Genomic DNA, 23,099 nt, shown 5'->3' with positions numbered 1-23,099 from the left:
GGAGCAAGGCCAGCGCAACACGGAAAAGGAGCGAGCGATGACTACCAGCGGGCGCAACGTCACCCTGCGCCATATGCGCGTGTTTATGGAGATCGTGCGCCAGGGCAATCTTCAGCGCGCCTCGCAGGCCCTCAATATTACCCAGTCGGCGGTGTCCAAGTCGCTGCGCGAGCTGGAGCAGGAACTCGGCGTCGTGCTGCTCAAACGTGGACGCAAAGGCACGACGTTGACGCCGGCGGGCGAGGCGTTCCACGAGCACGCCGCCCAGAGCCTGGTGACCTTTTCCCGCGCCATCACGGCGGCCCGCGACCCCGGGCAAGAGCGCGAGGTGCTGCGCATCGGCGCCCTGCCGACGGTGGCGGGCTCGGTGGTGCCACGGGCCGTGGCCGCACTCAAGGCGCGCCGGCGCGACGTTGGCGTCCAGATCATGACCGGGCCCTACGAGTTTCTGGCCGGGCTTTTACGCGGCGGGGAGCAAGATTTCATCGTTGGAGGCATGATCAAGCGTGACAATGTCGGGCTATCGTTCGAACCGCTTTACGAGGAGGAGATCGTCGCCGTGGTCCACGCGGCGCACCCGTTGTGCGCCGAGCCGGCGGTCACGGCCCTGGGCCTTTCGCGCTACCCCATTGTGGTGCCCCCCGAGGGCACTACGGTGCGTGGCCTCGTCGATGACTACTTCCTCGCCTCCGGTGTCGGGATCGGGAGTGACTGGACCGAGGCGCTCAGCGATCTGTTCTCTCGGGTCTATACCAGAGACCAGGACGCCGTCTGGCTGGCGCCGCGAGGTACCGTGGAGTTCGATCTCGACCAGGGCACCCTGGTCCGCCTGCCTCTGCATAGTCGTTTGCTGCGCGTGCCGGTGGGCGTCACCTTTCGCACCGATACCGCGTTCTCGCCGCTGGGGCTTGCGTTTCTCGAGCTGCTGCGCGGCGAGGTGCGCCTGCGGGTCAGGGCCGACGCGCTCATCGATGATCCGTCATAACCATAGGGTTATGGTGTGGCGGCAAGGACTCAATTGGCAGGCCTGCGGCGAGTCGCCACACTCGGGGCATAACGAAAATGACAGCAGCAGCGCATCGAATATCTTCCAATAACGCGCGCTGCTCCAATCACCCTGCCAGCCCTGAGAGAGAACGCCATGACCATCACCCGGCGCTTCGTCGAACGCGACCGCAATGCCCATCCGCCTGCCTATGCCCCCGGCTACAAGACCAGTGTGCCGCGCTCGCCCGGCCAAGCCCTGGTCAGCCTGCAAAGGCCCAGCGTGTCGGAGCTGACCGGCCCCGATTTTCGCAAGCTGAACATGGGGCCCCACGACAATGACCTGCTGCTCAACTACCGAGACAGCGAGGACAGCGCGGGTCTGCCCATCGGTGAGCGCATGATCATGTTCGGCCGCGTGGTCGATCAGTTCGGCAAGCCCGTGCCGCACACCCTGGTGGAGATGTGGCAGGCCAACGCCGGCGGGCGTTATCGGCACAAGAAGGATGGCTACCTGGCCCCGCTCGATCCCAACTTCGGGGGCGTCGGGCGCTGCCTCACCGACGACGACGGCTGGTACCACTTTCGCACCATCAAGCCGGGTCCGTATCCCTGGCCCAACGGCATCAATACCTGGCGCCCCGCGCACATTCACGTGAGCGTGATGGGGCCGGCGATTTCCACGCGCCTGATCACCCAGATGTACTTCGAGGGCGACCCGCTGATTCCGATCTGCCCCATCGTCCAGACCCTGAACGACGACGAGGCGGTGCAGACCATGATCGGCCGGCTCGACATGGCCCGCTCCAACCCCATGGACGCCTTGGCCTACCGCTTCGACCTGGTCGTGCGCGGCGAGCTGCAGACCTATTTCGAAAACCAGTAGGCCGCATCACGAAATCGAGAGGCGCTCGCCACAGCGGCCTGCGCCGGCCCTGACCACGAGACGGGCAACCGAATCAGCCTGCCTGGAGCCGTCGGCGACGCCTGACGGCTCAGGCGCGAGGAGACAAGCATGGAACAACCGAACTTCACGCCTACCGCCGAGTTGATGCTGCGCGAGACAGCCTCACAGACCGCCGGTCCCTACGTGCACATCGGCCTGGCGCTGGATGTCGCCGGATTACCCGAGCGCGAAGAAGAGATCTGGAACCGGATGGCCGGTGACGGCGCCGATGGCGAGCGAATCGAGGTGGTCGGCCGCGTGATCGACGGCAACGGCGACCTGGTGCGCGATGCACTGATCGAAGCCTGGCAGGCCGACGGTCGGGGGCAGTATCAGGCCGAGTTTGAACTCAAGGCACCGTTCAACAGTTTCGGTCGCACCGCGACCACGGCGCAGGGCGACAGCGAGTGGACGCTTCATACCGTCAAGCCCGGCGCCATCACGCGCAGCGATGGCAAGACGATGGCCCCTCACATTTCGCTCGCCGTGTTCGCTCGTGGGGTGAACATTCAGCTGCAGACCCGCCTGTACTTCGACGATGAAGCCGAGGCCAACGGGCAATGCCCGGTGCTCAATGCGGTCGAGTCCCCGGCCCGGCGTCAGACGCTGATCGCCAAGAAGGAAGCCGGTGATGGCGGCATCCCGCGCTATCGCCTGGACATCATCTTGCAAGGTGATGGCGAGACGGTGTTCTTCGACTTCTGATCGATGACGACGTCGGTGGGTATCGGTGGGTATCGGTGGGTAGAGGGAGGTCATCGCCCGCCAACGACCGAGCGTCAGTGACCGACCGCCAATGACCGAGCTTTCAGGCGCTTGGTTTCAGGCACCGGGTTTCAGGCGCTTGGTTTCAGGCACCGGGTTTCAAGCACCTGGTTTCGAGTCGCTGGATCGAAGCAGTCACTGCAGCGCCGCGTGCCGAAAGGCCCGCGGCGCTTGTTGATTGTGTTCGGGATTCGGCACCCAGCAGGCGCTTGGGCCAGGCGACGTTCGGTGTGGATACGCTGTCGTAGAGGTACAGATATCAGGAAGGCACGTCCCCGCGTGAACTCCTCGTTATCTACGCTCTGTACCACTGCCCGCCATTCGCTACGAGAGACGCCCGGCGCTGGCGTCTTGCTCAATTGACACCTGTTACGCCTCGGGTTACGGTCTGGTCATGATACGAAGCGTCAAGCACAAGGGGTTGGCCAAGTTCTTAACGACCGGCAGTACCGCCGGTATTCAGGCTGCCCATGGCAAGAGGCTCCGCCTCATTCTCGGTCGGCTGCATGCCGCCATCGACGCCCGAGACATGGACTTGCCAGGGCTCAAGCTTCACGAACTCAAGGGCGATCGTATTGGCGTCTGGTCGGTTGCGGTCAGCGGCAACTGGCGCGTGACGTCCATATTCAGCAATGGCGACGCCGAGGTCGTGAACTACGAAGATTATCATTGAGGTACGGTCATGATGATGCACACCCCCCCCCATCCCGGTGAAGTGATAAAAGAGCTTTGTCTCGAGCCACTTGGGCTGACCGTCACGGCGGCGGCCCAGGCGCTTGGTGTCAGCCGCAAGACGCTTAGTGCGGTGCTCAACGGTAAGGCGGGTATTAGCCCCGAAATGGCGGTCCGTCTTTCCATCGCCTTCGACACCTCGGCAGAGAGCTGGCTCAATCAGCAGACCCAGTATGAGCTGTGGCATGCCGAGCGGCATCGCCATGAACTCAAGGTCACAAAGTTATCTGCCTGACCACGGTAGAGTGCTTCCTGCCGCCAGGCGCGCCGGTGCTCACGGCTGTCGTCACGATGCACGACGCGAACCGAACGGCCTGGCTCTAGTTACTTGATCCGAGTTACCTGATCCGAGTTACCTACTCCGAGCACCCGATCCGAGCCGCCTGACTCGAACGAGCCCCGGTGGTTGTCCTCAGAATTTCCGAGATGTCGAGACAAGACCATGACCATACACCGCATCAACCCCACGCCACGCTGGTCGGATATCACCGTCTTTCAGGGTATTGCCCACTTCGTCGAGGTGGCCGAGGCCGACACCCGCGCCGATATCAAGGGCCAGGTCGGTCAGATATTCGCCCAGGCCGAGGAGTCGCTGGCGAAGGTCGGCAGCGACAAGACTCGCGTCTTGTCTGTGACCATCTACGTGACCGATTTCGCCAATTTCGCGGCGCTCAATGAGGTCTGGGATGCCTGGTTTGCGCCCGGTACCGCGCCGAGTCGCGCCTGCGTCAAGGCCGAGCTCGCCAATCCCGAACTGCTGGTGGAGATGGCCTTCGTCGCCGCCGCGGGAAAGGCGTATCAATAGCACCGGTGCTGGTGCGCAGTGGCCTAGTGCAGTAACCCTGCATGGCACATTGGCTGGCCGCTGCTTCGGGGGAGACGAGAACCGGCTGCGCTCAATGCTGCGAAGCGCTGCAGGGTGAGCGCAGGCTGGCAAGAGCCACCCGCTCGCATCATGTCGGGCGATGGGCGGAGTCTGGGCTTCTAGCCCCTGACGTCAAGCGGTGCTGTCGGGGGCAGGTAGCATCGATTCCCGGCCCTGCAGGCGGCAATCACCGAGCCTATGGGTACTTCCCCGTTCGGCGGTTTTCCACCAGCACCTCGAGGATCTCGTTGGCGGCCTTCATGGTCTCGCTCGGCGCCTCGCCCCGGCGCCGGCTGCAGACGATGGGGGAGGTGATGTGCTTTTCGGCCAGGTACAGGTAGCTGATGCCATCCCGGTTCTGGCGCTTGACCTGCTCCGGCACCAGGGTGATGCCGAAGTCGGACACGATCAGGCCCAGGGCCGTCTGCATTTCATGGGCCTCCTGCACCACGTTTACCTTGAGCCCTCGCCGCCGGAACATGCCCAGCACCAGGTCGGCGAGGCTTGGTCGTGGGCTCGCCGGGTACAGGATCAGCGGATACTTCGCCAATTCTGCCAGGGTCGGCGTGGTGCCATCGAGCGGATGGCCCACCGGAACCGCCGCCATCATCGGCTCTTCGAACAGCACTTCCTGCTCGACCTCGGGGTCGTCGATGCGAAGTCGGCCGAAACCAATGTCGATTCTTCCCGCCTTCAGGGCCTGCACCTGCTCCACCGTGGTCAACTCGGCCAGGGTGAGTTCCACGTTGTCCTTTTGTCGTAATCCACGCACCAGCAGCGGTAACTGCCCGTAGAACACCGAGGGCACGAAGCCGATGCCGAACAGCTCACGGTTGTGGCGGACCAGACGCCGTACGGCGGCGACCGTGGTGTCCAACTTCTCGAGTATCTGAATAGCGTGCTCATGAAAGAGCTGGCCGGCCGGTGTCAGGGTCAATCCGCGTGGCCCGCGAAGAAACAGCTTGGCGCCTATTTCTTCTTCTAACTGATTGATTTGACGAGTCAAAGGGGGCTGCGCCATATGCAGTCTGGCGGCCGCCTTGGTGATGTTCAGCTCTTCGGCGGTGACGCTGAAGTAGCGTAGGTGGCGTAGCTCCATGATACCTCCAGGGTATGGCGTGGCACCCAAACCATATTGGTTCATGATCCCGGATACAACCAGACTGCATTCAATCGCCGGATCATGGGCATTGTGAGACGGGGCGTCGATCAGCAAAGCGTTTGGCGTTCGCTGTACGCCCCAGGTCATGTAAGACCAAGCTCACAAAGGTATTCCTTGATCGCTTACGGCAGTCATTCCATTGCGCTTAGCCACGAGTCCCGGAGACGCCATGTCTGTCCTGATTGAATCCATCGAGACGCTGCTGGTCGATCTGCCGACCATCCGACCGCACAAGCTGTCGATGGCCACCATGGCGACCCAGACCATGGTGATTGTGCGGCTGCGCTGCGCCGATGGCGTCGAGGGCATCGGCGAGGCTACCACCATCGGCGGCCTGTCCTACGGGCCGGAAAGCCCCGAGAGCATGAAGCTCAACCTGGATACCTATCTGGCGCCGATGCTGGTGGGGCAAGCCGCAGACAACCTGAATGCGCTGATGGCGCGGCTCGACAAGGTCGCCAAGGGCAACACCATCGCCAAGTCGGCGCTGGAGACGGCGCTGTTGGATGCTCAGGGCAAGCGCCTCGGCGTCAGCGTCGCCAGCTTGCTCGGCGGGGCTCGCCACACGCACCTGCCGGTGCTGTGGACGCTGGCCAGCGGCGACACCGAGCGCGATATCGAGGAGGCCGAGCGGCGCTTGAGCGACCGCCGCCACCGTGACTTCAAGCTCAAGATCGGAGCCAACCGGCTGGACGATGACGTGCGCCACGTGGCCGCCATCAAGGCCGCGCTTGGCGATCGGGCGAGTGTGCGCGTCGACGTCAACCAGGCCTGGGATGAGCCCACCGCCGTGCGCGGCATCTCGGCGCTGCAAGAGGCCGGAGTGGAGCTGATCGAGCAGGCGACGCCGGCCCACGAGCACGCAGGGCTGACCCGGCTCGCCAATCGTTTCGAGGTGGCGATGCTGGCCGATGAAGGCGTTCAGGACAGCCGCGACGGTCTATCGCTGATCCACCACGGTTTCAGCGGCGCCTTCGCCCTCAAGATCGCCAAGAGCGGCGGCCCCCGCGGGGCGCTGCGCCTGGCACACCTGGCCCAGGCCGCCGGTATCGGGCTCTATGGCGGCACCATGCTCGAGGGCACGATCGGCACCGTCGCCTCCTTGCACGCCTGGGCCACGCTGCCGGAAATGACCTGGGGCACCGAGATGTTCGGCCCGCTGCTGTTGACCGACGACATCGTCACCCGGCCGCTGACCTTCAGCGAGTTCGGGGTCACGCTGCCAGGCGGCCCGGGGCTTGGCGTCAGCCTCGACGAAGACAAGCTCAGGGAATATGCCCGCCGCTAGGTCGGCGACCCTGAACCACACGCCAAGCGCCCAGATCGAGCGCCCAGACCAAGCGCCCAGATCGAGCCAAGCGCCCCGAGACCAGGGGCCACCGAACCCGAGGAGAATCGAGATGCTGTTCCAAGTGGAAATGACCGTGAAGCTGCCGACCGACATGCCCGCCGAGCGCGCCGCGCAGATCAAGGCCACCGAGAAGGCCTACTCCCAGGACCTGCAGCGCTGCGGCAAGTGGCGCCACCTGTGGCGCGTGGCCGGCAGCTACTCGAACGTCAGCATCTTCGACGTCAAGGACAATGCCGAGCTGCAGGAGCTGGTCTCGAACCTGCCGCTGTTCCCTTACATGGACATCCAGGTCAAGCCGCTGTGTCGCCACCCGTCATCGGTGCGTGACGACGACAGCTGAGTTAACGCCGCCCTGGCAGTCAGGGCGTAGCCGCTCGCAAGAGCCTCCTGCGGGGGAGGGCCCCGCGCCATGTGTTTGTCGATAAGCGCTACCGAGTGAACAGGTGTTGCCACAACGAGTGTTTGCGGCAGCGGCAACATCGCTAGCAGAGCACCGCTAGCAGCACACGACTAGCGGCACACGACGAGATTGCCAAGAAGAAAAACAACCACCACGCCACACCGTGAGGATAGCGACATGAATAGCGCCAACGATAACAGCAGCATGCCGGCCGCCGGGGCCCAGCGCATCTTCGATACCCCCGAGGTCCAGGATTTTCTTAACGCCGTCAGCGGGTTCGACAAGAGTGCCGGCAGCGAACGGGCCAAGGAAATCATCCATCGCCTGCTGTCCGACATCTACAAGCTGGTCGATGACTTCGACGTCAGTCCCGAGGAGTTCTGGCAGGCGGTGTCGCTGCTCAATGCCCTGGGCAAGGACACCCAGTTTGGCCTGCTGGCCCCGGGGCTTGGCTTCGATCACTACCTCGACATGCGCATGGACGCCCGTGACGAGGCGCTCGGCCTTGCCGGCGGCACGCCGCGGACCATCGAAGGCCCGTTGTACGTGGCCGGTGCTCCGGTCAGCGAGGGCGAGGCACGCATGGATGATGGCAGCGATACCGAGGCCGAGGTGATGTGGCTGACAGGCCAGGTACGCGATACCGACGGCAACCCCATCGCCGGCGCCCAGGTCGAGATCTGGCATGCCGACAGCAAGGGCAACTACAGCTTCTTCGATCCGTCCCAGGCCGACTATCACCTGCGTCGCACCATCCTGGCCGACGCCGAGGGTCGCTACCGCGCACGCAGCATCATTCCTTCCGGCTACGGCTGCCCGCCGGACAGCCCGACCCAGCAGGTGCTGGATCTGCTCGGCCGTCACGGTCAGCGACCCGCGCACATTCACTTCTTCGTCTCGGCTCCCGGGCACCGTCACCTGACCACCCAGATCAACCTGGCCGGCGACCCCTATACCTTCGATGACTTCGCCTTCGCCACCCGCGAAGAGCTGGTGGTCGATGCCTCGCGCATCGAGGACGCCGACAAGGCGCGTCAGCGCGGCATCGATGGGCCGCATACCGAAGTGGTGTTCGACGTCGAGCTGGCAGCGACCGAGGCCGCCGATCTGCAGGACCGTCACAAGCGCCCGCGGGCCCTCGAAGACGCCTGATTTTCCCTCTATCCGATGACTTCCACGGCCAGGGCGTTACTGCCAAGGCCCGGGGAGACTCACGCTGGCGCCGACGGGGTTCGCCCCCTGTGTGCCGAGTGATGAAGCAGGAGACCGATCATGACTAGCAACCTCGACCGTATTGAAGCTCGCGTCCGCGGCGCCGTTGTCGACGACCCCGAAGCCGGCGTCTTTCGCTGCCATCGCAGCATGTTCACCGACCCGGAGTTCTTCGAGCTCGAGATGAAGCATGTGTTCGAAGGCAACTGGCTGTTCATGGCTCACGAAAGCCAGATTCCCGAGCCCGGCGACTATTTCACGCTCAACATGGGGCGCCAGCCGGTCGTCATCACCCGTGACAAGGAAGGCCAGCTGCACGCGCTGATCAATGCCTGCGCCCACCGTGGCGCGACCATCTGTCGACGCAAGCGTGGCAACAAGGGCACCTTCACCTGCCCGTTCCACGGCTGGACCTTCAAAAACGACGGTCGTCTGCTCAAGGCCAAAAACGAGAAGAACGGCGCCTATCCGGAAGGCTTCAAGCAGGAAGGTTCGCACGATCTCAAGCAGGTGCCGGTGTTCGCCAACTACAAGGGCTTCCTGTTCGGTAGCCTCAGCGACGACGTGATGCCCCTGGAGGACTACCTCGGCGAGACCATGAAGGTCATCGACAACATCGTCGATCAGGCGCCGGAAGGGCTCGAGATCCTGCGCGGCACTTCGTCGTACACCTACAGCGGCAACTGGAAGCTGCAGGCAGAGAACGGCGCCGATGGCTACCACGTCAGCACCGTGCACTGGAACTACGCCTCGACCATGGACCGTCGCAACTACGACGAGGGTGGTACCAAGGCGGTGGACGCCGACGGCTGGTCCAAGGCCAAGGGCGGTTTCTACTCCTACGAGAACGGCCACATGATGCTGTGGACCCGCCTGTTGAACCCTGAGGTGCGTCCGGTCTACAGCAACAAGGAGTGGATCGAGAAGGAGCTGGGCGAGGCGCGGGCCGACAATATCGTCAACCAGACCCGCAACCTGTGCCTGTACCCCAACGTCTACCTGATGGACCAGTTCTCGACCCAGATCCGGGTGCTGCGTCCGCTTTCCGTGGACAAGACCGAGGTCACCATCTACTGCTTCGCGCCCAGGGGCGAGTCCGCCGAGAATCGCCGGGTGCGCATCCGTCAGTATGAGGACTTCTTCAACGTCAGTGGCATGGGGACGCCGGACGATCTGGAAGAGTTCCGCGGCTGCCACAACGGCTACCAGGGCGCCATCGCCGAGTGGAACGACCTGTCGCGCGGTGCCAAGCAGTGGATCGACGGCGCCGACGAGGACGCTCAGGCCATCGACATGAAGCCGCTCAAGAGCGGGTCCTCTCCCGAGGACGAGGGACTCTACGTGCTGCACCACCAGCACTGGGTCGAGGAAATGCTGCGCGCGATCGACAAGGAACGCCGTCAGTTCATCGCCGTTGAGCCCGCTACCCAGTCGGCTTGAGTGCCACGTCCAGAGGAGGAATCGTCATGTCCATCAGCTACCACGATATTCAAGGCTTCATCTACCGCGAAGCGCGCTTGCTCGACGACCGCCAGTGGGACGAATGGCTTGAGTGCTACAGCAAGAAGGCGGTGTTCTGGATGCCTTGCTGGGACGACGACGACACGCTCGTCGACGACCCGCAGTCCGAGATCTCGCTGATCTACTACCCCAATCGTGAAGGGCTCGAGGATCGCGTCTATCGGATCAAGACCGAACGCAGCGGGGCGAGCACGCCGGAGCCGCGCACCATCCACCAGATCACCAATCTGGAGGTGCTCGAAGAAAACGGCGACACGCTCAAGATCCGCTTCAACTGGCATACGCTTGCGCACCGCTACAAGCAGACCGACGGCTATTTCGGGGTGTCTTTCTACACCCTGGACGTCAGTGGTGAGCAGCCCGTGATCACCGAGAAGATGGTGCAGCTCAATAACGATTACATCCACCAGGTCATCGACGTCTACCACGTCTGATCTCGGTGGGAGGAAACGAGTGGGAGAACGACCATGAGCTACTCCATCGCACTGAACTTCGAGGATGGTGTCTCGCGCTTCATCGAATGCAACGAGGGCGAGACGGTGCTCGATGCCGCCTATCGCCAGAAGGTCAACCTGCCGATGGATTGCTCCGACGGCGTCTGTGGTACCTGCAAGGGCCACTGCGAGCAGGGCGACTTCGACCTGGGGGATGAGTATCTGGAAGAGGCGCTGTCGGAGGAGGAGCGCCACGAGGGACAGGTGCTGACCTGCCAGATGGTGCCGTCATCGGACTGCGTGATTCAGGTGCCGGTGGCCTCGACCATGTGCAAGACCGAGGTCGGCAAGCGCACCGCGACCGTGTCGGCCGTGGCTCCCCTATCGGACGACAGCATCGAGCTTGCCATCGATATCGAAGGCGACGCCCTGGGCTTTCTGCCTGGGCAGTATGTGCACCTGGAAGTGCCAGGGGCAGGCGCGCACCGCAGCTACTCGTTCAGCTCCTTGCCGGGCGATTCCCGCGCCAGCTTTCTGATTCGCAACGTGCCGGGCGGGCTGATGAGCGGCTACCTGGGTGACACGGCCAAGCCAGGCGATCAGATCGCAGTGACCGGTCCCATGGGCAGCTTCTATCTGCGTGCCATCCAGCGTCCGATTTTGATGCTGGCAGGTGGCACGGGGCTGGCGCCCTTTCTGTCGATGCTCAAGCAGTTGTCGGAGGCCGGCTGCGACCAGCCGATTCACATGATCTATGGCGTGACCAAGGACGATCATCTGGTCAAGTGCGAGGAGCTGGACGCCGCGCGTGACGCGATCGCCGACTTCGACTACGTCACCGTGGTCGCCGACGAGGATAGCGCCCATCCGCGCAAGGGCTACGTCACCCACCACATGGATGACGGCAAGCTGCACGACGGCGATGTGGATGTCTACCTGTGCGGCCCGCCGCCGATGGTCGATGCGGTGCTCAAGCACTTCGATAGCCAGGGCATCAAGCCGGCAAGCTTCCACTATGAGAAGTTCACGCCCAACTGATCGCCGCAGGCTTCGGCTCCGGTCCGCGAGAGGCCGGTGCCTCAAGACCCTGGACCAGGGACGGTCACCAGGCGCCAGGCGCGCCGGAGCCTGTCAGTCAGCCGACAGAACAAGACCGCGAATAAAACGATAACGATAACAATCACAACCTGACGAGATTCGACCATGACAGATCATACCCATTCCGTCGTTGTTCCCCCCGCTGCCAGCCCCCTGAAACGCGCCATCGGCGTCGCCGGCCTGGCCCTTGTCACGGGCACCATGTCCGCTGCCGCCCTGGCCGATCACAGCGTCAAGCTCGGCCTGATGTTGCCCTATTCCGGTACCTACGCGGCCCTCGGCGAATCGATCACCAACGGGCTCAAGCTTGCCATCGACCAGGAAGGTGGCAGCCTCGGCAGCCACCAGGTCGAGTACGTCGAGCTCGACTCCGAAGCCGACCCGTCCAAGGCGCCCCAGAACATGAGTCGCCTGGTCAAGGGTGAGGGCGTCGACGTGGTCATCGGCCCGGTGCACTCGGGCGTTGCCATGGGCATGTTGCGAGTGGCCAAGCAGACCGGGGCCATCACCATCATTCCCAACGCCGGACTCGAAGCCGCCACCAATCAGCTGTGCATGCCCAACGTGTTTCGCACCTCATTCAGCATGTGGCAGAACGCCTACCCCATGGGCCAGGTGGTCTACGACCAGGGCCATCGCAAGGTTGTCACCATCACCTGGGATTATGCCGGCGGCAAGGAAGACCTCGCCGGGTTCGAGCAGGCCTTCAGCGAGGCCGGAGGCGAGATTATCCAGCAGATTCTGGTGCCGTTTCCGAGCACCGAATTCCAGACCTACCTGGCCCAGATCGCCAGTCTCGAGCCTGACGCCGTCTATACCTTCTTCGCCGGTGGTGGCGGGGTAAGCTTCGTGCGCGACTACGCCGCGGCCGGGCTCAACACCAGCATTCCGCTGTTCGGCTCGGGCTTTCTGACCGACGGCAACCTCGCCGCACTGGGCGATGCCGCCAACGGCGTGCAGACCACCATGCACTACGCCGAGACTCTGGATACCCCGCAGAACGAAGCCTTCGTCAGCGCCTATCAAGAGGCCTATGGCGAGGCGCCGGACACCTACGCGGTGCAGGGCTTCGACGCCGGCAAGATGTTGAGTGCCGCCTACACGTCCCTCGACGGGGAGGCCGATCGCGAGGCACTGATCGCGGCACTGGAGGCGGTGGAGCTCGACAGCCCACGTGGACCGGTCAGCTTCTCCGCGTCTCACCATCCCATCCAGAACGTCTACCTGCGCGAGGTGAAGGACGGCGAACATCACGTCAGTGCCATCGCCAGTGAGCAGCTGGAAGTTCCCGATAGCGGCTGCTCGATGAAGGGCTGATCCCCACTTGAGCGTAGGACCGGGCCCAGCATCCGCAGGCTGGCCGAAGGGCTCGCCTGCATGACAGGCGCCCTCGGCGTCTGAGGCGCGGGGTTCGGTTGTCGCTACCGCTGAGCGCTTTTCGCGTAAAGCGCTCGTCACAGGAGCAATATCATGGATCTTGCCTTCTTCGGGGTTCAGCTGCTCAACGGCCTGCAGTACGGCCTGTTGCTGTTCCTTATCGCCAGTGGCCTGACGCTGATCTTCGGCATCATGGGCATCATCAATCTGGCCCATGGCGCCATGTACATGATCGGCGCCTATCTGGCCTTCGATCTGACCCAGCGCCTGGGCAACTTCTGGCTGGCGATCGCGATCGCCGTGCCTATCGCCGTGGCACTGGGGCTTATTATCGAGCGCTTGTTTCTCGACACCCTCTACCGTCGCGACCACCTCTACCAGGTGCTGCTGACCTTCGGCCTGATCCTGGTGCTCAACGAGGCCCAGCGCATCATCTGGGGCGGTGACGTGCACTCGGTCGCGCTGCCCGAGCCCTTTACCGGCTCCATCGCCCTGACCGACAACCTGCAGTATCCGGTCTATCGGCTGTTCGTGGCGGCGGTGTGCCTGGCGCTCGCTGGGGCCATCTACTGGGTCATCCGCCACACCCGGCTCGGCATCATCATCCGTGCCGGTGCCGTCAATCGCGAGATGGTCGAAGGCCTTGGCATCAACATTCGCACCCTGTTCACCCTGATCTTCAGCGTCGGCGTGGCGCTTGCCGCCTTCGCCGGCATGATGGCGGCGCCGATCTCGTCGATCGCCCCGGGCATGGGTGACAGCATTCTCATCACCTGCTTCGTGGTGGTGGTCATCGGCGGCATCGGGTCGATCAAGGGGGCCTTCTTCGGTGCGCTGTTGATCGGCATGGCGGAGACCTTCGGACCGGTGCTGGTGCCGAGTCTCGCCAGCATGCTGATCTACCTGATCATGGCGCTGGTGCTGCTGATCAAACCGCGCGGGCTATTCGCCTGAAGGAGACCGTCATGTTGCACAGATATCCTAAGCGCGTGCTGGTGCTGATGCTGGCCCTGCTCGCCCTGATGATTGCCTATCCGGCCTGGGGGCCGGCGGTATTCGGCGATTCCAGCGCCTTCTTCATGGAAAAACTGACCCTGATGCTGATCTTCTCGCTGTTCGCGGTGAGCCTCGATCTGCTAGTCGGCATCCTGGGGCTCGTCAGCCTCGGTCATGCGCTGTTCTTCGGTATCGGCGCCTACACCCTGGCCATGGCCAGTCCCGATTTTAGCCCGGCATCGATGTGGTGGATGTTGCCGCTGGTGATGGCAGTGTCCGGGGGGGTGTCGGTGGTGGTGGGGCTGCTGGTGCTACGCACCAAGGGCATCTTCTTCATCATGACCACCCTCGCCTTCGGCCAGATGCTGTTCTATTACATCAGCACCGCTAGCTTCACCGGCGGCACCGACGGCGTCTTCATCATGTTCCGCCCAAGCCTTGCCATCGGTAGCGCCGATGGGGCCTCGCCGCTGATCAACCTGGATGATCCCCTGACGTTCTTCTACTTCTGCCTGGCGCTGCTGGTCGTCGTTTACCTGTTCTTGCGCTGGCTGACCCGGTCGCACTTCGGCCAGGTGCTGGATGGCATTCACGATAACGAGCATCGCATGCAGGCACTCGGCTACGCGACCACCGGCTACAAGCTGATCGCCTTCGTCATCGCCGCCATGATCGCCGCCGTGGCGGGCATGCTGGCGGCCATGCAGTACGGTTTCGCCAACCCGGCCCAGCTCGGCTGGCACCATTCCGGCGAGGTGCTGATGATGGTTATCCTCGGCGGCATGGGTACGATCTTCGGGCCGATTCTCGGTGCCTTCGCCTACGAGCTGTTGCTCTACTTCTATGAGCACCTGACGCCGCATTGGCCGATTCTGATGGGCCTGACCATCATCCTCGCCGTGCTGGTACTGCCCAAGGGCATCGCCGGGTTGATGCTGCATCCTTCCCGTCGCTCGCGGGCCAGTGGGGCCAAGGACACAACGCTCGTCGAGCGCCTGACGCCCAAGGCCGGTGATCCCTCTACGTCACCGCGGCCCACCGCCAAACCCTCGTCAGGGAGGAGCTCCTCATGAGTGCCGTCAGCGCAAGTGCAAGAGCCACGCCCGCGCCGTCGTCGTCAGCGGCGAAAAGCCAGGCGCCCATGCTCCAGACCCGTGGCCTGACCCGTAGCTTCGGCGGCCTGCTGGCCGTCAACGACGTCGATTTTCGTGTCGAAAGTGGCGAGATTCACGCCATTCTCGGCCCCAATGGTGCCGGCAAGAGCACCCTGATCAACCTGCTCTCCGGCGAGATAGCGCCGACCCGGGGCGAGATCCTCTATCGCGGCATGGCCATCCAGGGCAAGAAGGCTCACCAGGTCGCGCGACTCGGCATCGGCAGGAGCCATCAGAAGACCAATATCTTCCCGCGCCTGACCTGCCTGCAGAACTGCCAGCTGGCCGCGCGGATCCATCACGGCGGCGTCATCGGCAGCTGGCGCTCGCGCCATCGTGCCAGGGAGGTCGATGAGCGAGCCCTGCAGGCGTTGGATACCTGTGGCCTGGTGTCCCGTGCTCATGTGCCGGCGTCGGGCATGAGCTATGGCGAGCAGCGCCAGCTGCAGATCGCCATGGTGCTGGCCACTCAGCCGCGTCTGATGTTGCTCGATGAGCCCATGGCCGGCATGGGGCGGGAGGAAACCGATCAGGTCGCGGACCTGCTCAAGGGGCTGGCGAGTGAGTACACCATCGTGCTGATCGAACACGACATGGACTCGGTCTTTCGCCTCGCCGACCGCCTTACCGTGATGGTCGACGGCTGTGTGCTGGAGAGTGGCGACACCGAGACCATCCGCAATAGCGACACCGTGCGCGACGTCTACCTCGGTCGTCACGATGCCAAGGACGCAGATGAGACCAGTCCGGCCAATGATCAGGAGGCCAAGGCATGAACGCACTATTCGATTCCAAGGATCGGGCTAGCGTCGATCTCGACGCGCCCCTGATCGAGGCCAAGGGCCTGCACACCTTCTATGGCGAGAGTCACATTCTGCACGGCATCGACCTGACGCTGCAGCCGGGCGAGACCATGAGCCTGCTCGGGCGCAATGGCATGGGCAAGACCACGACGCTGAAGTCGATCCTCGGCTTCGTGCCGCCGCGCCACGGCGAGGTCAGGGTGATGGGCGTGGATACCGCCAAGCGTCGCCCGTGGCAGATCATTCGGCAGGGCATCGGCTATGTCCCGGAAGGGCGTGGCATCTTTCCTGGCATCAGCGTGCGCGAACACCTCGTTATGGTGGCCAGGCCAGGTGCGAACGGCGCCGGGCGCGATGGTGACGGGGGCAACGGTGACAGGGTTAATGGCAACGAGGATTGGAACATCGAGCGGGTGCTCGAGACCTTTCCACGCCTCAAGGAGCGCATCAATCACGATGGCTCGCTGTTGTCCGGCGGCGAGCAGCAGATGCTGTCGATCGGCCGAGCGCTGATGCTCAACCCGCGGCTGGTGATCCTCGACGAGGCGACCGAGGGCCTGGCTCCGCTGATCCGCGACGAGATCTGGTCGATCATCCGGCGCATCAAGGACTCCGGCATCGCCAGCATCATCGTCGACAAGAACATCGATAATCTGCTCAAGACCGCCGATCGCCACCTGCTTATCGTCAAGGGCAAGGTGGTGTTTGACGGTGACAGTGAAGCGCTGACGGCGGACCCGGAGCTTCTCAACACCCATCTCGGCGTGGGTTGAGGCGCGGCGACCCTGGCGTGCCCGATAGCGGTCCAGGCGGTGAGCGGTGTCAGGGCCAAGCGGCGGACGCGCCCCGAACTTGAATTCGAAGAAGGAACGATCATGAAGCGATTTACCGATAGCGTGATGCTGGTCACCGGTGCCGCCCAGGGCATCGGCCTGAGGGTGGCCGAGCGCGCCGCCGAAGAAGGCGCACGCCTGGCCCTGGTCGATCGCGCCGACCACGTGCATCAGGTGGCGCAGGAGCTTGCGGCCAAGGGCGTGGACGTGCTCGCGCTGACCGCCGATCTCGAGACCTGGGAAGGGGCCGAGGACGTCATGACCCGTGCCCGCCAGCACTTCGGTCGCCTCGATGTGGTCATCAACAACGTCGGCGGCACCATCTGGGCCAAGCCCTACGGCCACTACGAGCCGAGCCAGATCGAAGCCGAGGTGCGTCGCTCGCTGTTTCCGACGCTATGGTGCTGCCGCGCGGCGCTGCCGCACCTGATCGAGAGCCGAGGCAATATCGTCAACGTCTCCTCGGTGGCGACCCGTGGTGTCAATCGGGTGCCCTATGCCTCAGCCAAGGGCGGGGTGAATGCGCTGACCGTGACGCTGGCCATCGAGATGGCCGAGCACGGCGTGCGTGTCAATGCCACCGCACCCGGTGGCACCGAGGCGCCACCGCGGCTGACGCCGCGTAATAGTGAAGCGCAAAGCGAGCAGGAGAAGCGCTGGTACCAGCAGCTAATCGATCAGACCAACGACTCGAGCCTGATGCATCGCTACGGCACCCTGGACGAGCAGGTCGGTCCGATCCTGTTTCTGGCCTCGGACGATGCCAGCTACATCACCGGCACCGTGGTGCCGGTGGCCGGCGGCGATCCGGGGTAGCGGTATGGCTCCATGGACTCGCGGCCTTGAGTCGCTTGGCGGTGAGCCGAGCGAGACGGATAGCGCCGGGCCGCCGGCTGACTGGCCAGGTGTTCTCGAGGCATCCCGCTAGACAACGGTTATCCTCCTTGGCTCGTGGCTCTTTTTGGGCACGAGCCTTTTTTCGTCTGCCGTCGTCTGCCGTGTCCCGTCTTTTCGTGCCCCGGTTTTGGTGTTTGGGCGTGTGGTACCTGAACGTGTGGTGCTTGGTCTTGTGGCGCCTGGACTTGTGGCAAGAGGGCCTGCCCCTCGGGGAAGGCGGTTTGCCGCTCTGGCCGATGCTCGCTCGACATCAGCAATGGGATTGGCACTGGCATGACATCGACATCGAGCGCTGTGCCCGGTGTCACCGTCGGTAGTACAAGATAGCCACACCATCACATAGCCAATCGCAAAGTTAATCGCACAGTCAAACAGCCCACCTCGACTGTCGGGCCTCAAGGAGTTTCAGCATGTCGCAACGCCAGCCCAGTAGTCCGCTTCCCTCGACTCGGCGCTTCGCGCTCGGCAGGGACCTGTCGCTTTCTGCCATCACCGCTGGTTTCGTGGCGGTGCTGATCTCTTATTCGGGCCCCCTGGCGATCTTCTTCCAGGCCGGCGCCGCCGCCGAGATCTCACCGGCCATGATGACGTCCTGGGTGTGGGCCATCTCGATGGGTGCGGCGATATCGGGCATCGTGTTGAGCCTTTGGCTCAAGGTACCGGTGGTGACCGCCTGGTCGGCCCCCGGGACGGCGCTGTTGGTCACGCTGTTTCCGGAGCTATCGCTCAACGAAGCGGTGGGGGCCTATCTCAGCGCGGCGGTCATCCTGCTGGTGATCGGCCTGACCGGCACTTTCGACCGTTTGATGGCGTTGATACCGAAAGGCGTTGCCGCCGGCATGATGGCAGGGATCCTGTTCCAGTTCGGTCTCGGTGCCTTCCAGGCCGTCGAGACCTCTCCCTGGCTTGCCGTCGGCATGATCCTGGCGTACTTCGTGTTCAAGCGGCTGTGGCCGCGCTACTGCCTGATTCTGCTGCTCGTCACAGGGATCGTGCTCGCCGTGTTGCTGGAAGGGGCAAGCCTGGCGGGCGTCGGCCTGCATCTCGCGGTGCCGCAGTTCATCGTCCCTCAGTGGAGCCTCGCGAGCACCCTGAGCCTGGCACTGCCGCTGGTGGTGGTCAGCCTGACCGGCCAGTTTCTGCCCGGCATGATGATCCTGCATGGCGCCGGCTACGCCACCCAGGCCAAGCCGATCCTCGTGGTGGCGAGCCTGACGTCCTTCGCCACGGCCTGCTTTGGGGGTATCACCACCGCGGTCGCCGCCATTACCGCTGCGCTGTGCACAGGCAAGGATGCCCACGAAGACCCCGATAAGCGTTACGTCGCCGGCGTCGCCAACGGCGTCTTCTATCTGGTCGGGGGGCTCTTCGCCGGCACCATCGTGGCGCTGTTTGCTGCCTTGCCCGGGGCCTTCGTCGCCGTGCTCGCCGGCCTGGCGCTGATCGGTGCGATCATGAGCAATCTGGTGGGCGTGATTCAGGCCGACGATCACCGTGAGGCCTCGGTGATCACCTTCATGGTCACCGCCTCGGGCATGACCCTGTTCGGGCTCGGTGCGGCCTTTTGGGGCGTGGTCATCGGTGCCGTGGCGGTGAAGCTGTTGCACGCCCGCGGGTAGTCAGGCGGCGAAGGAACCACTGCATGAGAATGCCGTGCTCGGCATCTTGTGGGGCCGGCCTACCGGCCACCGGCGCTGCCCAAGGACTTCACTTAACCGACTGTCAACCAGGGGCTTCACGCTCAGGCGGCATCCGGCCTGTCATCAGTCGTGATATTTGTTCGGCGCTTCCCTGACGGGGACGAGTCGATGAGCGTTTCTCGCAATAGGCGGTACTCTGGCTGCCGGTAGTGTCTTGTCGGGGCAGGCTCCTGGCGATGAGATAGCTTGCTGGCGTAGGCGTCAGCATGGTTCATTTTCGCCGGGAACAGGTAGCCGCTTGCCCTCGGGCGACAGCGTATCCGGCGGTGGAGTCGATGCTCTTGGATACGTGGTACGCGGTAGTGGGTATCAGGCCTCTGGTTGCGCCTTATCTTGCGAGTGGTGGTCGATGGGAGCGTTCCAACAAGCGGGCTATCTGCCAGATGCCTATGCCTTGAGCGAGGCTGGCATCGATCGTTGCACGCATTTTCGATGCAAAGTTAAGAACAGGGTATAGATACAACACTCTGCCGGAAAGATCGGGGACTGCACGTAGGGTTACGGCAAAGGTGTTATCTGGCGGGCCTTGGTTGGTCCGGTGAGTCCTTGCTCAATTCGCGCGGTGAGGGTGAATGGCGCAGGGCGGTCGCGTCGATCATATCATTTGATTTAGGCTTTTACGGGCGCTGCCTTGCTGGGTACGATTTTCGTTGGTTTTATGCTTATGATTTTTAATCTGTTTTATGAAATTTTTGTGTCAATGGGGAATGGTTGGGATAGTTAAATTCGATGGTGCTTTTTTAGTCTGTTTTGTTTTTTACTCCCGTTGAACGACACCGTCTGGCGCGAAAGAGGTAGGCGCTTACTGATGAATAAATGCTCGACTATTATTGATTTGTAAGTCTGTTGTTAGTCTCATGGCGCAGTGTGGAGTTGGTGGTTTTGTCATGGGTCAGCGTTGTTTTTTTTGAGATGATAATTTAGAGACGTATTTATTATTTTTAAATGGTATTAAGGTGAAGGTTCTTTGTTTGCTGTAATTTCCTCGTGGCGGCTAAGGTCGAATCTTCCTTTGGCATGTTGTCGCTATTTTATCCAGGCGGTTTTTTCAACAAGCATTGTTAGCACGTGATGGTGTGCGATTTGTGTCGAGATTTATAGGTTAAGCCTGTTTGGTGTATGGGTTTGGACCGTCGTTTAATGCCGGGCTATTTGTGGTAGATGGCATCGTGTCTCAGTGTCAAGACCCTCCTCGCACGGAAGCTTCACTTTCTTAGATGCCTTTCTCGATGTCTCTTCTCGTGCTCGAGAAAGCGGCCGTTGGGTCAAGTGTGTCGCAATGTTAATTACGAATCGTGTTGGTTTCAGGTTGCTTTTTTTGACTTTTATCCTGAGTCTTTTCTATCGTTTTCGAAATGGCGCAATCTATGCCTTGGGGCTTGCGTTGACTGTCGTCGGGTGGCAGGCATTCGCCAGAACGGTGCCCGTGTTTCAAGATGCTCCATCGGACTGTAGTGGTTCGGGTACGGTCACCGTTGCGCGCTTTATCCACGGGTCTTTTGAGCTTCCAAGCGATACCACCTCATTTAATTTGGGGACCATGGTTGGCGGTTGCTCTGCCAGCGCAACGGGTCCGGGCGCGGCGACGGTTTACGGTGCCTATTCCGTTGCGACGGCAGAAGGGACGACGGCCATCGGATTTCACTCTTCCGCAACAGGGCAGTGGGCGACGGCTCTGGGTCTGGATAGTGTGGCCGACGGCATCGCGAGCGTGGCGGCGGGGTTCGGTAGTCAAGCGCTAGGTATTAATAGTGTCGCCATCGGCGGTAGCTACGCTTCTCCCTCTGGTGACGGTTTTCTTGCGACGGTTGACTCGGTGATCGCCGGGGACTGGTCGGTGGCTATCGGCAGCAATCAGGTTCGTGGGGCCCAGGCGATTGGTGTGGGCAGTGTGGCTCTGGGGGGAGAGGCCAGGGCGGGTGCCGCGGATGCCATCGCCATTGGCACCGGAAGTACCGCATCGGGAACCCGCTCGATTAGCCTTGGCTATCGCAACAGCGTCACCGGTGATGCGAGCGGTGCTATCGGCGATCCGAATACGATCACCGGCACAGGATCGTATGCGCTAGGAAATGACAACACGATCGACGCGAACGTTGCAGGTGCCTTTGGCAATAACAATGCCATCGGCGCCGCGGCAACCGCGGCCCGGATCGTCGGCAATTCAAACAGTGTAGTCGCCCCGAATGGCATCATCGTGGGTAACAACTCTTCCGTACTGGCGGCAAACGGCGTGGCACTCGGTGAAGGCGCACAGGTGTCCGGGGTCAACGGCGTTGCGCTGGGAGCAAACGCCATCGCGTCGACAGACAATAGTGTGGCATTAGGCGACGGCGCCACGACACAGGCTCCCGTAGCAACGACGGCGGTGACATTGGGCGGTACGTCTTACCCATTTGCTGGCGGTGCACCGGTTGGTACTGTCGGTATCGGTTCTGCCGGCAATGAGCGCACGATCACTCACCTGGGAGCCGGTAGGTTGACCGCCGGGAGTACCGATGCGGTCAACGGTAGCCAACTGTTTGCGACCAACCAGTATGCTGCTGCGGTTGATGCTCGTGTGACCGCCAGCGAAAGCGATATCGATGCGCTGCAGACTAACACCGCCACCCTGACCGAGGGTGCGGTGGTGTACGACCGCGATGGCGGCGGCGTGCTGACGCCGGGCAGCGTGACGCTATTGGGCGATGGTGCCGGTGGCGGCACGACCATCGGCAATCTGGCCGAGGGCACCCTGTCGGGGACCAGCCGTGAGGCGGTCACCGGCAGCCAGCTATTTACCACCAACCAGAACGTCTCGTCGCTGGATACTCGGGTAACGACCAGCGAGGGCGATATCACCGCCCTGGGCGGCCGGGTCACGACTAACGAAGGCGGGATTACCTCACTGGGCGGTCGGGTTACGACTGCCGAGACCGGTATTACGACTCTCGATGGTCGGGTCACGGTGAATGAAAGCGATATCGATGCGCTGCAGACCAATACTGCCACCCTGACCGAGGGCGCGGTGGTGTACGACCGCGATGGCGGCGGCGTGCTGACGCCGGGCAGCGTGACGCTATTGGGCGATGGCGCCGGTGGCGGCACGACCATCGGCAATCTGGCCGAGGGCACCCTGTCGGGGACCAGCCGCGAGGCGGTCACCGGCAGTCAGCTATTTACCACCAACCAGAACGTCTCGTCGCTGGATACGCGGGTCACCACCAGCGAGGGCGATATCACCGCCCTGGACGGCCGGGTCACGACTAACGAGGGTGGGATTACGACTCTTGATGGTCGTGTTACCACTAACGAAGGTGGGATTACCACGCTGGACGGCCGGGTTACGACCGCCGAGACCGGCATTACGACTCTTGATGGCAGGGTCACGACCAATGAGACCGGTATTACGACTCTCGATGGTCGGGTCACGGTGAATGAAAGCGATATCGATGCGCTGCAGACCAATACCGCCACCCTTAACGAGGGCGCGGTGGTGTACGACCGCGATGGCGGCGGCGTGCTGACGCCGGGCAGCGTGACGCTATTGGGCGATGGCGCCGGTGGCGGCACGACCATCGGCAATCTGGCCGAGGGTACCCTGTCGGGCACCAGCCGCGAGGCGGTCACCGGCAGTCAGCTATTTACCACCAACCAGAACGTCTCGTCGCTGGATACTCGGGTCACCACCAGCGAGGGCGATATCACCGCCCTGGGCGGCCGGGTCACGACTAACGAAGGCGGGATTACTACGCTGGGCGGTCGGGTTACGACCGCCGAGACCGGCATTACGACTCTTGATGGCAGGGTCACGACCAATGAGACCGGTATTACGACTCTCGATGGTCGGGTCACGGTGAATGAAAGCGATATCGATGCGCTGCAGACCA

General features: G+C 62.7%; 20 protein-coding genes and 1 pseudogene. 20 read left to right on the top strand and 1 reads right to left on the bottom strand.

Translation table 11 applies throughout. The annotated features are described in order from the left end of the window. The first annotated feature begins 37 nt into the window (after positions 1-37). The 6 genes from ACUN9Y_RS15430 to ACUN9Y_RS15405 all read left to right on the top strand — a co-directional run bounded on the left by ACUN9Y_RS15430 (position 38) and on the right by ACUN9Y_RS15405 (position 4,232). Positions 38-985, top strand: a complete 948-nt coding sequence (locus ACUN9Y_RS15430) for a LysR substrate-binding domain-containing protein (protein WP_445461615.1) — start codon at positions 38-40, stop codon at positions 983-985. Between the two features lie 156 nt (positions 986-1,141). After that, entirely contained in the window at positions 1,142-1,870 is a 729-nt protein-coding gene (gene pcaH, locus ACUN9Y_RS15425; RefSeq protein ID WP_445461614.1) for a protocatechuate 3,4-dioxygenase subunit beta, read from the top strand. Positions 1,871-1,999: 129 nt separating this feature from the next. After that, positions 2,000-2,635, top strand: a complete 636-nt coding sequence (gene pcaG, locus ACUN9Y_RS15420; protein WP_445461613.1) for a protocatechuate 3,4-dioxygenase subunit alpha — start codon at positions 2,000-2,002, stop codon at positions 2,633-2,635. 454 nt (positions 2,636-3,089) lie between these two features. After that, positions 3,090-3,368, top strand: a complete 279-nt coding sequence (locus tag ACUN9Y_RS15415) for a type II toxin-antitoxin system RelE/ParE family toxin (RefSeq protein WP_445461612.1) — start codon at positions 3,090-3,092, stop codon at positions 3,366-3,368. A gap of 9 nt (positions 3,369-3,377) precedes the next feature. Further along, positions 3,378-3,662, top strand: coding sequence for a HigA family addiction module antitoxin (locus ACUN9Y_RS15410; protein WP_445461611.1), 285 nt, complete (start codon positions 3,378-3,380; stop codon positions 3,660-3,662). A 207-nt stretch (positions 3,663-3,869) separates the two neighbouring features. After that, a complete protein-coding gene (locus tag ACUN9Y_RS15405; protein ID WP_445461610.1) occupies positions 3,870-4,232 on the top strand; it encodes a RidA family protein in 363 nt (120 codons plus the stop codon). 256 nt (positions 4,233-4,488) lie between these two features. Here the strand turns inward: ACUN9Y_RS15405 and ACUN9Y_RS15400 are convergent, their stop codons facing one another. After that, a complete protein-coding gene (locus tag ACUN9Y_RS15400) occupies positions 4,489-5,391 on the bottom strand; it encodes a LysR family transcriptional regulator (RefSeq protein ID WP_445461609.1) in 903 nt (300 codons plus the stop codon). 232 nt (positions 5,392-5,623) lie between these two features. Between ACUN9Y_RS15400 and ACUN9Y_RS15395 the strand changes: the two genes are divergently transcribed. From ACUN9Y_RS15395 to ACUN9Y_RS15330, 14 genes and pseudogenes are all read left to right on the top strand, one after another. After that, positions 5,624-6,742 carry a muconate/chloromuconate family cycloisomerase gene (locus ACUN9Y_RS15395; protein ID WP_445461608.1) on the top strand — a complete coding sequence of 373 codons (1,119 nt, stop codon included), beginning with the start codon at positions 5,624-5,626 and terminating at the stop codon, positions 6,740-6,742. A 112-nt stretch (positions 6,743-6,854) separates the two neighbouring features. Then, complete coding sequence (gene catC, locus ACUN9Y_RS15390; RefSeq protein ID WP_445461607.1) at positions 6,855-7,145, top strand: muconolactone Delta-isomerase; 291 nt, start codon at positions 6,855-6,857, stop codon at positions 7,143-7,145. A gap of 237 nt (positions 7,146-7,382) precedes the next feature. Further along, a complete protein-coding gene (gene catA, locus ACUN9Y_RS15385) occupies positions 7,383-8,357 on the top strand; it encodes a catechol 1,2-dioxygenase (protein ID WP_445461606.1) in 975 nt (324 codons plus the stop codon). Positions 8,358-8,477: 120 nt separating this feature from the next. Further along, on the top strand, positions 8,478-9,857 hold the full coding sequence (locus ACUN9Y_RS15380; protein WP_445461605.1) for a Rieske 2Fe-2S domain-containing protein: 1,380 nt from the start codon (positions 8,478-8,480) through the stop codon (positions 9,855-9,857). A gap of 26 nt (positions 9,858-9,883) precedes the next feature. After that, positions 9,884-10,372 (top strand): benzoate 1,2-dioxygenase small subunit, encoded by a 489-nt coding sequence (benB, locus tag ACUN9Y_RS15375; protein WP_445461604.1) that lies wholly within the window; start codon positions 9,884-9,886, stop codon positions 10,370-10,372. Positions 10,373-10,405: 33 nt separating this feature from the next. Beyond that, the gene (gene benC / locus ACUN9Y_RS15370; protein WP_445461603.1) at positions 10,406-11,410 is read left to right on the top strand and encodes a benzoate 1,2-dioxygenase electron transfer component BenC; all 1,005 of its coding nucleotides are present in this window, start codon (positions 10,406-10,408) and stop codon (positions 11,408-11,410) included. Positions 11,411-11,575: 165 nt separating this feature from the next. Beyond that, positions 11,576-12,787 (top strand): ABC transporter substrate-binding protein, encoded by a 1,212-nt coding sequence (locus ACUN9Y_RS15365; RefSeq protein ID WP_445461602.1) that lies wholly within the window; start codon positions 11,576-11,578, stop codon positions 12,785-12,787. 153 nt (positions 12,788-12,940) lie between these two features. After that, positions 12,941-13,801, top strand: a complete 861-nt coding sequence (locus tag ACUN9Y_RS15360; RefSeq protein ID WP_445461601.1) for a branched-chain amino acid ABC transporter permease — start codon at positions 12,941-12,943, stop codon at positions 13,799-13,801. Between the two features lie 11 nt (positions 13,802-13,812). After that, positions 13,813-14,916, top strand: coding sequence for a branched-chain amino acid ABC transporter permease (locus ACUN9Y_RS15355; protein WP_445461600.1), 1,104 nt, complete (start codon positions 13,813-13,815; stop codon positions 14,914-14,916). Continuing rightward, positions 14,913-15,773 (top strand): ABC transporter ATP-binding protein, encoded by an 861-nt coding sequence (locus tag ACUN9Y_RS15350; RefSeq protein WP_445461599.1) that lies wholly within the window; start codon positions 14,913-14,915, stop codon positions 15,771-15,773. The genes ACUN9Y_RS15355 and ACUN9Y_RS15350 overlap by 4 nt, the downstream gene beginning before the upstream one ends. Then, complete coding sequence (locus tag ACUN9Y_RS15345; protein WP_445461598.1) at positions 15,770-16,573, top strand: ABC transporter ATP-binding protein; 804 nt, start codon at positions 15,770-15,772, stop codon at positions 16,571-16,573. The genes ACUN9Y_RS15350 and ACUN9Y_RS15345 overlap by 4 nt, the downstream gene beginning before the upstream one ends. 102 nt (positions 16,574-16,675) lie before the next feature. Beyond that, on the top strand, positions 16,676-17,449 hold the full coding sequence (gene benD, locus ACUN9Y_RS15340) for a benzoate diol dehydrogenase BenD (RefSeq protein ID WP_445461597.1): 774 nt from the start codon (positions 16,676-16,678) through the stop codon (positions 17,447-17,449). Between the two features lie 491 nt (positions 17,450-17,940). Beyond that, the gene (locus ACUN9Y_RS15335) at positions 17,941-19,149 is read left to right on the top strand and encodes a benzoate/H(+) symporter BenE family transporter (RefSeq protein ID WP_445461596.1); all 1,209 of its coding nucleotides are present in this window, start codon (positions 17,941-17,943) and stop codon (positions 19,147-19,149) included. A 1,771-nt stretch (positions 19,150-20,920) separates the two neighbouring features. Next, positions 20,921-23,099: pseudogene (locus tag ACUN9Y_RS15330) on the top strand (hypothetical protein); the annotation flags it as partial.

Source organism: Halomonas sp. V046, from assembly GCF_052645355.1.
Note: the sequence above shows the minus strand (reverse complement) of the source record. Positions and strands in the feature narration are given on the sequence as shown.

Bases quoted from the DNA above. Each gene is read 5' to 3' on its own strand.
- ACUN9Y_RS15430 (WP_445461615.1), top strand. From the start codon at position 38: ATGACTACCAGCGGGCGCAACGTCACCCTGCGCCATATGCGCGTGTTT.
- pcaH (WP_445461614.1), top strand. From the start codon at position 1,142: ATGACCATCACCCGGCGCTTCGTCGAACGCGACCGCAATGCCCATCCG.
- pcaG (WP_445461613.1), top strand. From the start codon at position 2,000: ATGGAACAACCGAACTTCACGCCTACCGCCGAGTTGATGCTGCGCGAG.
- ACUN9Y_RS15415 (WP_445461612.1), top strand. From the start codon at position 3,090: ATGATACGAAGCGTCAAGCACAAGGGGTTGGCCAAGTTCTTAACGACC.
- ACUN9Y_RS15410 (WP_445461611.1), top strand. From the start codon at position 3,378: ATGATGATGCACACCCCCCCCCATCCCGGTGAAGTGATAAAAGAGCTT.
- ACUN9Y_RS15405 (WP_445461610.1), top strand. From the start codon at position 3,870: ATGACCATACACCGCATCAACCCCACGCCACGCTGGTCGGATATCACC.
- ACUN9Y_RS15400 (WP_445461609.1), bottom strand. From the start codon at position 5,391: ATGGAGCTACGCCACCTACGCTACTTCAGCGTCACCGCCGAAGAGCTG.
- ACUN9Y_RS15395 (WP_445461608.1), top strand. From the start codon at position 5,624: ATGTCTGTCCTGATTGAATCCATCGAGACGCTGCTGGTCGATCTGCCG.
- catC (WP_445461607.1), top strand. From the start codon at position 6,855: ATGCTGTTCCAAGTGGAAATGACCGTGAAGCTGCCGACCGACATGCCC.
- catA (WP_445461606.1), top strand. From the start codon at position 7,383: ATGAATAGCGCCAACGATAACAGCAGCATGCCGGCCGCCGGGGCCCAG.
- ACUN9Y_RS15380 (WP_445461605.1), top strand. From the start codon at position 8,478: ATGACTAGCAACCTCGACCGTATTGAAGCTCGCGTCCGCGGCGCCGTT.
- benB (WP_445461604.1), top strand. From the start codon at position 9,884: ATGTCCATCAGCTACCACGATATTCAAGGCTTCATCTACCGCGAAGCG.
- benC (WP_445461603.1), top strand. From the start codon at position 10,406: ATGAGCTACTCCATCGCACTGAACTTCGAGGATGGTGTCTCGCGCTTC.
- ACUN9Y_RS15365 (WP_445461602.1), top strand. From the start codon at position 11,576: ATGACAGATCATACCCATTCCGTCGTTGTTCCCCCCGCTGCCAGCCCC.
- ACUN9Y_RS15360 (WP_445461601.1), top strand. From the start codon at position 12,941: ATGGATCTTGCCTTCTTCGGGGTTCAGCTGCTCAACGGCCTGCAGTAC.
- ACUN9Y_RS15355 (WP_445461600.1), top strand. From the start codon at position 13,813: ATGTTGCACAGATATCCTAAGCGCGTGCTGGTGCTGATGCTGGCCCTG.
- ACUN9Y_RS15350 (WP_445461599.1), top strand. From the start codon at position 14,913: ATGAGTGCCGTCAGCGCAAGTGCAAGAGCCACGCCCGCGCCGTCGTCG.
- ACUN9Y_RS15345 (WP_445461598.1), top strand. From the start codon at position 15,770: ATGAACGCACTATTCGATTCCAAGGATCGGGCTAGCGTCGATCTCGAC.
- benD (WP_445461597.1), top strand. From the start codon at position 16,676: ATGAAGCGATTTACCGATAGCGTGATGCTGGTCACCGGTGCCGCCCAG.
- ACUN9Y_RS15335 (WP_445461596.1), top strand. From the start codon at position 17,941: ATGTCGCAACGCCAGCCCAGTAGTCCGCTTCCCTCGACTCGGCGCTTC.